Origin of the sequence: Pseudomonas sp. GM79 (assembly GCF_000282495.1) — a bacterium.
GTDB lineage: Bacteria > Pseudomonadota > Gammaproteobacteria > Pseudomonadales > Pseudomonadaceae > Aquipseudomonas.
In genome coordinates, this window is record NZ_AKJE01000029.1 from 80,643 (window position 1) to 93,570 (window position 12,928).

Below are 12,928 nucleotides of genomic sequence, written 5' to 3' on the forward strand. Positions count from 1 at the left end.
CAAGGACGAGCGGGTTATTTCCAGCGATGAGATCTAATGTGGGAGCGGGCTTGCTCGCGAAAGCGGTGTATCAGTCAGCATCCTTGTTGAATGTTAAACGCTTTCGCGAGCAAGCCCGCTCCCACAGGTTGACCGAGTTCTTTCAGAAGAAAATGCGGTCGAATGTGGGAGCGGGCTTGCCCGCGAAGAGGCCATAACAGCCTCCATCAATGTAACGGTCAGTCCGTCTCGATCCGCGAATGTTTGCGGGTGTCTTTCATGGTGATGTACACCAGCAACGACACCGCGATGCACGCCGTGACATACCAGTAGTAACCGGTTTCCATGCCGATGCTCTTGAACCACAGCGCGATGTATTCAGCGGTACCGCCGAAGATCGACACGGTCAGCGCGTACGGCAAACCGACGCCCAGCGCACGGATCTCGGTGGGGAACAGTTCAGCTTTAACCACCGCGTTGATCGAGGTATAGCCGCTGACGATGATTAGCGCCGCCATGATCAGGAAGAATGCGCCCCACCAGGTCTGGACAGTGTGCAGGGTGGTCAGGATCGGCACGGTGAACAACGTCCCGAGGATACCGAAGGCAATCAGGATCGGCCGGCGACCGACTTTATCCGACAGCCCGCCAACGATCGGTTGCAGGCACATGAACAGAAACAGCGTGGCTGCCGAGATGCTGGTGGAGTCGGTGATGCTCATGCCGACGGTGTTCACCAGGTATTTCTGCATGTAGGTGGTGTAGGTGTAGAACGCCAGGGTGCCGCCCATGGTCAGGCCGACCACGGTCATCAGTTCCTTCGGGTGGCGCATCAAGGTGCGCATCGCGCTTTCCTTGGCCTTCTCTTTCTTGGTGAACGACTCGGTTTCTTCCATGCCACGACGCAGGTACAGCGCGACCACGGCACACAGCGCACCGATGGCGAACGGGATGCGCCAGCCCCAGGCGTAGAGTTGCTCGGTGGTCAGGGTCTGTTGCAGCACAATCAGCACCGCCAGGGCGATGAGTTGGCCGGAGATCAGGGTCACGTACTGGAAGCTGGAATAGAAGCCGCGACGCTCCTTGGTCGCCATCTCGCTGAGATACGTCGCCGAGGTGCCGTACTCACCCCCAACCGACAAACCCTGCAGCAGGCGAGCAAACACCAGCAGGATCGGCGCACCGATACCGATGGTTTCATAATTGGGGCTCAAGGCGATCAGCAGCGAGCCGAAACACATCAGATACACCGAGGCCATCAACGCACGTTTACGACCGGCGCGGTCCGCGTAGAGGCCCATCAGCCAGCCACCGATCGGACGCATCAGGAAGCCCACGGCGAAGATCGCAGCGGTGTTCATCAGCTGTGCGGTGGAGGAACCGGCGGGGAAGAAGGTTTTGGCGAAGTACAGGGAGAAGGCGGCATAGACGTACCAGTCGTACCACTCGACCATGTTGCCGACAGAGCCGCTGAAGATCGATTTGATCCGGCTGGCAGTGGTTTTTTCTTTGACCGGCAGGGCAGCCGACCCAAGGGGCAGGGTGTTGGAGTTATCCATTGAAGGATCCTCGTTTAATTGTTTTTGTGGAGCGCGAGTTAACGCAGCCTGCTGGAGCTATAGCAGGAGCTGTGCCAAGGGGAGGAGGGCCGGTTTAGAGGGGGTAGCGGGTTTTACTGAGCGGAAATCCGCTTATTCAGGGGCGGGCGCGAGCGGAAAACCGCTTATTTAGGCGTGGTATTGCTTCGTCAGTGATGACCCCTTCGCGAGCAAGCCCGCTCCCACAGTTGATTTGTGGTGTAGGCAAATTTTGTATTCGCCATAGATCCAATGTGGGAGCGGGCTTGCTCGCGAAGGGGCCAGTTCAGGCACCGCAAAGTTCAGCTGTCCTGCAAAAACATCTCGCGCGTCAGCCCATGCCGCTGCATCTTTTCATTAAAGGTACGGCGCGGCAGTTGTAGCTCTTCCAGCACCGCTTTCACATCGCCTTTATGCCGGGTCAGTGCCGCGCGCAGGCAATGGGCTTCGAAGGCTTCTTGCTGCGCCGCCAGTGACTGGCCGGGGTCGATCCCTGCCGGTTCCGGTTCGCCGAGGCCCAGCACTTGTCGTTCGGCGACGTTCGCCAGTTCACGCACATTGCCCGGCCAGTCGTGGCTCAGCAGATGGCTCAGTTGCGGCCCGCTCAAGGGCGCAAAGGTGCGCCCCAAACGTTCGGCGGCACTTCGCGCGAAGAACTCGAACAACAGTGGAATGTCTTCACGCCGATCGCGCAATGGCGGCAGACGCAACTCGGCGACGTTCAATCGATAGGCCAGATCCTCGCGAAAACGTCCGGCCCGGGCTTCATCCAGCAAATCGGGTTTGGTCGCGGCGATGATCCGCAAGTCCACGTGGATGCTCTGGTTGGAACCCAATCGCTCAAGTTTCTGCTCCTGCAACACCCGCAGCAGTTTCACCTGCTGGGCCAGCGGCATGCTTTCGATTTCATCGAGAAACAACGTGCCCCCGTCGGCGTATTCGAGCTTGCCGATGCGTTTGCCCTGGGCGCCCGTGAACGCGCCGCTCTCATGACCGAACAATTCGGCCTCGAACAACTGCTCGGGAATCGCCGCGCAATTCAGCGCCACGAAGGCTTTGTCGGCGCGCGGACCGAAGTCGTGCAGGCAACGGGCAACCAATTCCTTGCCGCTGCCGGTTTCGCCACGGATCAGCACGTTGACCGGCAACGTCGCCAGGTCCAGCACTTGCCGGCGCAGGGTCTGCAAGCCACGGGACACCCCCAGCAGCGTGGCATCGAGTTTGGCGCGATTGTCCGCCTGCTCATGCAGCGCTCGGTTTTCCAGCACCAGTCGACGCTTGTCCAGCGCCCGACGCAGACTGCTCATCAGGGCTTCCGGGCTGAAGGGTTTCTCAAGGAAATCGTAGGCGCCATCGCGCATGGCTTCGACGGCCATCGGCACATCGCCGTGACCGGTCAGCAGAATCACCGGCAAATCGGCATCGCGGCGCTGGACTTCAGCCAGCAGCTCCAGCCCCGTCATGCCGGGCATGCGCACATCGCTGAGAATCACCCCGGGGAAATGTCTGGGCAGTTGCGCCAGGCATTCGTCGGCGCGGCTGAACAGCTGCACCTCGAACCCCGACAGGCTCAACCATTGCTCGACAGCACTGCGGATGCTGCTTTCGTCATCGACCACCATCACCGAATTGAGCATCAGGCAGGGACCTCCAGATCAATAGGTAACGTCAAGGTGAATACCGCGCCGTTTTCGCCATTGTCAGCACTCAAACGTCCGCCCGCTTCGTGAACGATAGCGAAGGATACGGCCAGCCCCAGACCCAGGCCATCGCCCACCGCTTTGGTGGTGAAGAACGGATCGAAGACTTGTGCCAGATTCTCTTCGGCAATGCCGCCACCGTTATCGGCGACGGTCAGGCGCCACAATTGCTCATCGGCTTCGAGGCGGATTTCCAGCCGCTTGCAGGGTTTGTCGTGCATCGCATCCAGGGCATTGCGCAGCAGGTTGATCAGCACCTGTTCCAGGCGAATCGCATCGCCACGCACCCAGGCCGGGCGCGTCAGGTGCAGCACGAGACTGACGTTTTCGTCCCGCAAGCGCGTATCCAGCAACTGCAAGGATTGATCGACCACCGTCGCCAGGTCCAGCCGTTCGCGCAGGCCGCTGGGGCTTTTGCGGGCGAAGGTTTTCAGGTGGCCGGTGAGCGCGGCCATGCGGGTGAGCATATCGTCCACCGGTTTCAGCGCCTTGTAAGCGTCCTCAACCCGACCATGATCGAGCAGCAGGCGCAAGGTCGCCAGTTGCATGCGCTGGGCAGTCAGCGGCTGGTTGATTTCATGGGCCAGCGCCGCCGACATTTGCCCCAGTGCCGCGAGTTTGGCCGATTGCACCAAGCCGTCCTGGGCTGTGCGCAAATCGCGGGTGCGTTCTTCTACCAGTCGTTCGAGTTCTTCGCGGCTGCGCTGGCGCAATTTCGCCAGCCGCCAACGCTGATTGAGGAACAGCAACAGAAACACCACGGCCAGCCACACCCCGGCGGCCGCGAGCCCGGCGTTGCGCAGGTCTTCGAAGGCTACCTGCGGGCGGCGCAGCAAGTGCAGCGTCCAGCCTTCGGTGGCCAGCGGCAGGGATTCCCAGAGGTAGTCCGCCGTCCCCTCGGGGCCATTGACCCGGGTCAAATCACTGTTGTCGTCGAAGCGCCGCACCGAACGATACTCAAGCGGGGTCAGCGGTTGTTTGTCGTATTGGCGCGTGGCCTTGAGTTCGGTGTGATCGCTGGCGCTCAGCGGTCGCAGCAGGCGATAACGCCAGCCCGGCTGATTGGCGATGAAGATGATCCCGCGCGCATCGCTCACCAGCAACGTGTCGCTGCCCTGACGCCATTCGCGCTCCAGTTCCGGGAATTCGAGTTTGACCACCATTGCGCCGAGGAACTCGCCGTCGTCACCAGTCACTGCACTGGACAGGAAGTAACCGGGAATGCCACTGGTGACGCCCACCGCATAAAAGCGCCCGGTGCCCTGAGTGCGGGTCTGGCTGAAGTAGGGGCGAAAACCGTAATTGTGGCCGACGTAACTGCTGGGCAGGCGCCAGTTGCTGGCGGCCACGGCGAGGCCGGTACGGTCGAGCAGTTCCAGGGTCGAGGACTGCGCGGCGCCGTTGATTTTCTCCAGTTTGCGATTCAATGCAAGCTGCTCTTCGGGGCTCACTTCACCGTTTAGCGCGGCGCGCAATTGCGGGTCCAGCGCCAGTACGGCGGGCAGGGCGCGATAGCGTTCAATCAGGGTGTGCAGGGAGTTGGCGTACAACGCCAATTGCTGACTGGCGCGGGCGGCGTCTTCTTCCAGCGCCTGGCGCTCGGCGTGGCGGATGGCAAAGGTGGCAGCCAGAACCGCACCGGCGGCGATCAGCAGGGTGTACAGCGTCAGGCGTAACGTTCGGGAAGTCGCAAGCATGGCGTTGAAAACAGTCAGCAATACGGGCGCGCACCATAACATGTTGCCGGGCGTGGCCCGTTCATAGCTGCTGAAACTCAGGGGGCCGGCGATATCGCGCTGTTCTATCGGTTGGCCGCGCAGGTTATAGCCTGGGTCCGCGTTACTGTCGGCATAGCTGAAGCGTTCGACGTCCGGTTGCGTATGTTCTTCGATGGCGACCGGCCGTAACTGGTCGTCGTAGCGGGTCTGCCAGTGATGGCCGCGCTGATCTCAACGCAGCAGCACTTCGCCCGCCAACCCCGGCAGGCTCAAGCCAGCCGGCATCGACGCTGTCGACTTTCAGCGGCCCGCCGGTCAGGTTGTAGACCTTGGCCAGATTGGCCTTGGGCGCGGTGCCGGACAAGCGCGGATCCCATTGTGCGATCAATCGTCCGGCGGAGTCGTGGTGTTGGCGAGTGACAAGACTTCAATAGTGGTTGTCGTGCGCAAATAGTCCACTTGCCTCACCGTTAGCGTTCGAGGGTCTTGGACAAGCAGGGTAGGCGTATGCAAATGCAGTGATCGTTCACGCGTTGGCACTCCGAGAGTCGGTCATCGTCTAGAGGACTTTCGTGAGGCGGTTCGCGCTTGGCGCAATGAAAACTGATTGTCTGTGGTGCCCATCTCTTTGTAGTAAGCCATTCCTTTTTGAGCGCGATCTATGTAGACAAGGGTGGTTCTGGTTTGCTGTTGCAATACCGAGCGGTGAATTGGTGCGAGCATTTCTTTGGGTGTCATGTGGTTGACGTTAGAAAGCTGGTTGGCCGGGTCGATAACGTTGGCACCCAACGCATTGAAGGCGGATTCGGCGTGCGCCCAACGTTGCTCGGTAGCGGCTTTCCAGTCGCTGAGCATCGTCTCGATTTTATTGATCTTGACCGGGTCGAGCCGGTTGTTGATGTCCTCGGCTTCCTGAACCCGAGAGCCCATATCAAGAGCACCACCGGTGATTGATACGACCGTGGCGATCACCCTGTTCATTAAAAAATCAGGGTTGAGCACCTTACCGGGAAGCTCTCGCCAGTTAATGCCTTCATCTTTAGCGAGACCTAATTTTTTATCAATTGCTGCAACTGAAATGGTCGAGGTTTGCGGTATCAGTGGGCGGATCAGGCCCAAGTTATTGGTAAAGGGAGCGTTCATTCCTCCGGCCATGTCTCCGCCGGCGTTGCCGCCGGTTAATCCTTCGAGGAAAGGCACTGCCGTCTGCGGTTTAAAGGCGGCGTAATGAGAGAATTGCGGAAGGAATGTGCTGGCTTGTGAACTACCAAAAACTCCGCCCTCATAGCCGATGATCCCATTGATAGTCTCGCCCAGCAGGTTCTTGCCCAGTTCGGGCAGGTTGTTCTTTTGATGGATGACGTTGTCCAGTTGCTGGAGTGTCTGATCGGCATAACCACCGAGAACGGAAATAAATTTCGAGTAATTGAAAATCACGCTTTCTGCTTTGTTTGCCCCGTCAGGATCCACATAGCGCAGCGGGTTGTTTCCCACAAACCCATACAGATTCAGCCCGTCCACATCCCCCGCCGGATCGGCACTCACCCAGCGCTGAAGCCACGGTGCGTAGTACCGGGCGCCGTAGTAGTACAGCCCGCTGACATCCATTTCCTTGCCCGAATAGCGCACGGTCTTGTAATCGGCCTCCACCGCCGACGATGCCGCCATCCATGCGGTGGCGCCGAATGGGTAGTAACCTTCGTGGCTGATCAGCCGGGCCTGTTGATCCAGCTCCATCAGGCATGAACCCAAGTGGTCATCCAGGGTGTAGCGCAGTTGATCGGCGTCGATACCCGGCGGTTTACCGGTCACCCAATGCAGGCATCGTACGTTGCCGAGCCCGATGGCGAGGGTGATGACGTGCAGTTCTTCACCGTTGTCCCGGGTGCGGATCTCCAGTCCCGGCAGGTAGCGCACGTCGTGAAAATGGCTGATCGTGGCAGTATGGGTTTCGTGGCGTTTGTGGACCCGCACCCCTTGGCTGTAGCGGTAAAGCTCCACGTCGTCGGGGCCATTGTCGCGATCGACCAGAGTCACCGATGCCAATTGATCGCGCGCGTTCCACTGCAGGTTTTGCCCGGGCTGCAAGGCCTGGAGGTTGCCGTGGCGGTCGAACAGGCGGTCGAACACCGGCGCGGGATCGCCCGTAACCCAGCGCACGCCACGGTTGCTGGCGGGGTCGATGAACATCTGGCGGGTATAGCTGGCACCCTCGCGCACATGGCTGAGTTTGATCAGGTTGCCGCCGTCGTCGTACTGGTAAGTCTGCGTGTAGTTGAGCCGGTTGGCCGGGTCGGTGGGTTGTGGGCGGCCCGGAATGTCCGAGGGCGGGCCGTCGTCGTAACCGCTGGCGCTGTGCAGTCGATACAACGAGTCATAGCTGAACTCGCGGTGGCCATCGATGCGCTGGTTGGCGAAATGCCGGGGCGTGAAAACATGGTCGAGCAGGCGCGTGAGGTGGCCTGCCGGGTCGTAGGCATACCCGAAGTCCTGAAAGGCCGGCGCCTGGTTTTTCTGTGAATAGTGTCGCAGCAGGCGCGCGTCGGCCGAGTCGTAGCGCCAACGGCTGATCACCCCGTTACCCGCGTGTTGCTCAATGATTTGTCCGGCGGCGTTGTACTGCGCGTCCAGCAACACCGGTTGCCAGCCCGTTTGCCCGTTGAGCTGCAACTGCACCTGTTTGAGCTGCCCGGCGAGGTCGTAACGCGATTGCTGCCGATGATCGCCGGCATCAACCAGCTCGAGCACGGTGCCCAAGGGGCTGTAGGTGCGGCGGCTGACAAACGTCTGGGGGTCGTGGAAGGTGCGGGTTTCGCGCAGCGGCTCACCGCTCAGACCGTAGCTGTCGAGGCGCACGCTGCCCGACGGATCCACCTGCTCGAGCAACTGCCCGCGCAGGTTGTGGCCGGCGTCGGCCGCGGCTGTGGCATAGGTGAAGGTTTCGACGTCCGGCTGGGCGTTTTCCTCCACAGCCATCACCCGCAACTGGTTATCGTAAGTGGTGCGCCAGTGATTGCCGCGCGCGTCCCAACGGTGCAGTGCTTCCCCTGCCAGCCCTGGCAGGCTCAGGCGCCAGCCGGCATCGACGCTGTCGACGCTGAGCGACTCGCCCGCAAGACCGTAGACGCGGGCAAGGTTGGGTTTGGGGGCGCCGAACAAGCGCGGATCCCATTGCGCCACCAGGCGGCCGGCCGCATCGTAATGCTGGCGGGTCACCAGGGCAGTTGCCGTGTCACTGGCAACTGTACGCAGATAGGCGACCTGGCGGACCGGCAGGCCACGGCCGTCACTCACCGTGAGCACGGGCGTACGCCGATGGACACTGGCCGTCATGACTATGACTCCGGCGTTTGAGTCGACAGCGTCTCATCGGTGTCGTTGAAGTCTTCGCTGACGTGGTACCAGGGATGATAGGTCTCGCGGGAAAAATAGCCTTTGGCGTTGATCAGTTTGATCGGCCGGCCCTGTACGTCATAGAACAGTTGATCGAAATAGCCGAGCTCGCGCAGGGACTGGTCGTTGACGTAGTGATGGGTGTTGGCAAAAAACGGCCGATACTTCCGGACGGCCTGACCTTTGTTGTTGTAGTCCACCCGTTCGCTGATGCGCCAGCGCGGGTCGGCGAATTCCTCGCGCAACTCGCCACGGTCGACAATCAATGAACCGTCGGCAGCCACCGCATACGCCAGGCCGGGCTCGACCCGTTGTTGGGTTTGCAGCGCCCGGCCAAAACCGTCCACGCAGGCTTTAACGATTTGAATCTGTGCAGGTTCCCTGTCGCTGGGATAACGGTCGGCGCTGAGGATGACGCTGTGCACCGGCTCGCGGTGAACCGTGTCGATGAGTCGGCTCAACGCCTGTTCCGACGTCGTCAGCGGGCTGTGTTGCCGCAACCGCTGGCGCGCGCTGACGCGGATGTGCCCGCTGGGCAGGACATAACCGTCCGCGATCCAGGCGTCGCGCCATTGGACGGTCTCGCTGGCGAAAGGAGGAAGCTGTCCCATCCAGCTGAACAAATCCTTACGCAACGTACTGGCAGCTTTTTGTATGGCATCCACCGGGTTCTCGATGGCCGGGTCCGGCCGATGATCCTCTGGTCGATCGTAATCGCTCAGCGGATCGAAGCCGGCGGTACTGCCATTCTCGGTGCCGTAAAAACTGATGGCCAGCGGCTGTCCGGAAGGTTCGTAAATGGCTTCCTGAACATTGTCGTTGGCATCGATGATGCGCAGGGGTTGCAACGCGTGGTAGTCGTATTCGATCCGGGTCGTACAGCCGTCCGGCAGCTCGACGCTTTTAATCGTCAGGCTGTAGTCGTCGTACTCGGCCTTCGTCTCGCCGTGGCTGAGGGTTTCGCGGTATTTGCGCACGCTGTAAAAATCGGCGAGGTCGTCGTAGCTGGCGAAACCGTAGTGGGCGGACCACAGATTCTCTTCGTTGTCTGCCGGGAGCGACGGCTCGAACAGAAGCGGCATAGGCGTATAACCGATGTTGGCCAGTTCGTCGCGGATGTCGAAGGGCGGCGGCAGGTCGCCATAAGCGTCGAGCGCGGTCTTGTCCATTTGCGCCACTTCAAGAGGGCCAGCCAGGGCTTCGAACTCCGCCCGGCCATCGGGCAGCGGCAACTGATCGGCCGTGGTGAGATACCGCTGCACCGACTGTCGGGTCAGCACACGCAAGGCATTCCATTGCGGCGAAGCCTGATGCCGGGTCAGTTCCTCATACGACACTTGAGCCGGTTCCAGGCCGCTGGGGAGCGGGCCTTTGGGCAACACCAGCGCATTGCCGCGTTGCTCCCAGGCTAACCCTAGCCGCCAGTGCTGCGGGTCCTCATCCAGATCGATGAACCGGGCGCGGGTTTCGTCCACGTACCAGTTCTGCTGAGCGTCGTCATGAGCGTCCCGCCACCACTGCTGTTCATCGGGATCGGTAAAGGGCGGCGTATCGGCAGCGGTCCGGCGCCGCGCATAGCTGACGGTCAGCGCGTGCGTGGGCAGGCCGTAGGCATTCCACCGCAGGGTCACATCATGGCGGCACAGCGGGTCGTCGACACAGCGTTCGTACTGGTAGCGGATCGTCTCCAGCGCCAGGGGCAGCAGCACCGCCGCGGTATACAGTTCACCGCGGGGCCGTACCTCGCGAACCAGGTAGCGGTGTTCTTCCACCGAATAAGGTCGCGCCGTGGCCGGGTCATCCTGGTCGGCATAGGTTTCGATTCTGGCGACCGAGCCGACCAGCGCCCGGGCGATTTCGTAGCGGGTGGTATCGTCGGGGGGCGTCACGGGTTCATCACACTCATCATTGGCGTGATAACGGCTGAACAGCGTGTCGCCCAAGGGCAAGGCCTCGGTGTCGCGATCGAAATAACCATTGCGTGGCCTGTCCATGGACTGCCCGGTATGGAACCAGGTGCACACCCTTACCGGTGCCGTGAAGCCAATATCGTCGTCGCCCGTGGCGGTCTCGCTGTCGGTTTGTCGCAGTTGGCCGAAGCCGCGGAACTCGCGCTCCTTGCCGTCGTAAACACCCTGGCGATAGGCAAACGATTGGGTCAGGCAATTCCCCGTGACTTCATCCAACTGGCGCTGTTGATGCACGACCTGGACGGGGAAGGGTAAAAAGCACGCCGGGACCTCTGTCGGGTTGGCCACGAGTCGTTCTTGCTTTTCGTCCAGCCATTCCTGCGCGCTGCTGCGATACACCGCACGGGCGCTGCAGCCCATGTTGTTGTTGCTGGCCGTCAGCAGGTACGGTTTGGCCGCGACAAAGTCGTAGCGCCAATGCTGCGGTTTCATGTGCGGCACCGTCAGGATCAGGCTGGCACAGCCCAGGCCTTGCAGGTCGGCGAAGGTGACCTGGCACAGAGGGTCGTAACGCACGTCCTGCGGCCAGGGCACAACGATCGGCGTCTGCTCCAGCCCGTTGCCGCCATGGTTCCGGTAAATCTCGAACGCAGCGGATTTCAGATAGATCAGTGCCGGTGCGCCGGAGCCATTGAGGTCGGCGATTCGCACCCGTGCGGAATCGAATTCGCCGTACTCGAACGGCAAGGCGCTGATCACCCGTCCCTGGCCGAATTTGCCGTGCCCCAGATTTGGCCAACATTCGATTTGGTCATGTCGAATGCGGCACAGTTCGGTCATGTCGCTGCCCAGCAGGTTGCCCAGCAGCACCAGTTCGCTGGAGGAATTGCTGAACAGAGGGAGCCGGTCATCCAGTGGCTCATGCGGTGTTTCTTCAGCCGGTGCAAATCCTTGCTCGCGACGATTGGCGTACAGGCGCACGCATTGTGGACCGATCAGCCCCAGGGAATTGAGCCCGTCTCCCGAAAAATCACCCAAGTGGGAAAGGGTGTTGAAAAACTCCAGCGGAAACGCACCAAAGGCAATGGATTCTGCCCAGTTGCGATCGGCCTTCAGCGTGCGGAAAACGCTCATGCCCGGTTGGGCACTGATCCAGTCGAGGCGGCCATCCCCAGTCAGGTCGGTGAGTACCTGATGCACGGGTTGGTTGCGGTTCGCGACGGGGATTTTGTCCAGCGCTGTCCAGGGTCCGTAGCCGATGTCATCGGGCCCCGACGGGGCGCGCAGCGGTTCTCGGTAGTACCAGCTCTGGTCATAGCGGCAGAGAACGCCCGGCACGCCTTCACCGTACAAGTCGACACTCTGGTAGTACTGGCCATCCTCGATGCCTGGCATGTTGTCCGCTTCAAGCCACCGTGTGGGCGTTTGATTGATCTCGAATGGCGAGTAGTCGAACTCCACCGGAGGGCTGTTTTCCACGGCACCGCTGACGTCGTAGGCCTGATAGTGGGCTGCGGTTATCTGGCTGAAGGTCCATGCCGGTGTGTTTTTTGGGTACTCCAGCAACAGACGCCGCACCAGCACCGGCTCGACGCCCAGTTCGGCAGGGAAGTAGTGAAACATCAACACTTGCCGGCAGAGTCGGCGCGTGCCCGTTTCAAAGCCCTGCCCATAGGTCGAGAAGGCGTCCGCGCGCGTCAGCCAGGGTTGCAGTGTGTCGCCGTCATATACGGGTTTTTCGGTCAGCGACGTGCTGCGCTCGCCGTAGTCGAACAGCAGATGAAAATGCCAGTCCAGATCGGCCGGGTTTTCTATCGTCCAGGCATACAAATCCTTGCTGGCCGTGAAGTTGCCGTAGAACACCCGATGCAGGTAACGCTGGGCGCGGTAGTCATGGACGGGGTCGGTGTCTTGATCATCGGCTTTGTAATCGAAGCAAATATGTTCGCCGTGGGCGTTCATGCTTTCGCACAGCAGCCAGGTGCCCACGCGTAGCGGATCGTCGGGATCGGCCCGGCGCGAAGACGTGGTTTTGCCGTACACGTGCAGTGAGCCATCGGCACCGTGCATCAGCCAGAACGAAGGTTGTTCCGGCTCAGAGGGCGAGGTCACTGGTTGCCAGCGTTCTCTGAGGGCAAAGCCGCTTTCGACCCGTGGCCAGTAACGCACCACGGTGTGCGGGCCGACGTCGACGCCGTTGTAGCGACTTTCGAGGCGGGACTTGAGTGTCCTGTCGTCGTTGAGTTCGGGCATCCAGACTTCGCCGTCGTCACCAATGATCTCGTCATGGTCGGTGTAGCGCGGCACACCTTTGTGGGTGCGGCGGCTGATCTGGCCGACCCCCAGGCTCCAGCCGATGCCGAACGGCCCGTTACCCGCCTGGCTGCTGTAACTCAGGGACAGTTGCGGATCCCAGCCCCGCCCGGGGGACGCCGGTATCGGCAGCTCGAAGGATGCCGCCCCGGTCGGGCCCACGGCGACCCAACTTTTGCCGATGGTGGCGATCGATGCGCTTTTTGCGATGGACGGCGTCGTGATGCTGAGGTCTTGATCTGCCATGGTTTCATCCCGTGCGCACGCGGTGGCGTGGGTGAAGTCAACGCTATCAAGGCAGAGGCGCGGCGTAACCTGTCAGATCTGACAGGTGAAGG

The 12,928-nt window shown here is 61.0% G+C and carries 6 protein-coding genes; all 6 read right to left on the reverse strand.

Annotation, left to right across the window (positions count from 1 at the left end; all coding sequences use genetic code 11):
- Positions 1-218: 218 nt before the first annotated feature.
- Positions 219-1,538, reverse strand: coding sequence for an MFS transporter (locus PMI36_RS21455; protein WP_008069594.1), 1,320 nt, complete (start codon positions 1,536-1,538; stop codon positions 219-221).
- A 320-nt stretch (positions 1,539-1,858) separates the two neighbouring features.
- Positions 1,859-3,193, reverse strand: a complete 1,335-nt coding sequence (locus PMI36_RS21450; protein ID WP_008069597.1) for a sigma-54-dependent transcriptional regulator — start codon at positions 3,191-3,193, stop codon at positions 1,859-1,861.
- Positions 3,193-4,953 (reverse strand): sensor histidine kinase, encoded by a 1,761-nt coding sequence (locus PMI36_RS21445; RefSeq protein WP_032830196.1) that lies wholly within the window; start codon positions 4,951-4,953, stop codon positions 3,193-3,195. Before PMI36_RS21445 ends, PMI36_RS21450 begins: the two co-directional genes overlap by 1 nt.
- Positions 4,954-5,095: 142 nt before the next feature.
- A complete protein-coding gene (locus tag PMI36_RS31405) occupies positions 5,096-5,362 on the reverse strand; it encodes a hypothetical protein (RefSeq protein WP_157214938.1) in 267 nt (88 codons plus the stop codon).
- Between the two features lie 164 nt (positions 5,363-5,526).
- Entirely contained in the window at positions 5,527-8,307 is a 2,781-nt protein-coding gene (locus PMI36_RS21440) for an RHS repeat-associated core domain-containing protein (RefSeq protein WP_008069603.1), read from the reverse strand.
- 2 nt (positions 8,308-8,309) lie between these two features.
- The gene (locus PMI36_RS21435; protein ID WP_008069605.1) at positions 8,310-12,836 is read right to left on the reverse strand and encodes a SpvB/TcaC N-terminal domain-containing protein; all 4,527 of its coding nucleotides are present in this window, start codon (positions 12,834-12,836) and stop codon (positions 8,310-8,312) included.
- Positions 12,837-12,928: the final 92 nt, after the last annotated feature.

Excerpts from the sequence above, each read along its gene's own strand:
- PMI36_RS21455 (WP_008069594.1), bottom strand. The coding sequence starts at position 1,538 with ATGGATAACTCCAACACCCTGCCCCTTGGGTCGGCTGCCCTGCCGGTC.
- PMI36_RS21445 (WP_032830196.1), bottom strand. The coding sequence starts at position 4,953 with ATGCTTGCGACTTCCCGAACGTTACGCCTGACGCTGTACACCCTGCTG.
- PMI36_RS21450 (WP_008069597.1), bottom strand. The coding sequence starts at position 3,193 with ATGCTCAATTCGGTGATGGTGGTCGATGACGAAAGCAGCATCCGCAGT.
- PMI36_RS21440 (WP_008069603.1), bottom strand. The coding sequence starts at position 8,307 with ATGACGGCCAGTGTCCATCGGCGTACGCCCGTGCTCACGGTGAGTGAC.
- PMI36_RS21435 (WP_008069605.1), bottom strand. The coding sequence starts at position 12,836 with ATGGCAGATCAAGACCTCAGCATCACGACGCCGTCCATCGCAAAAAGC.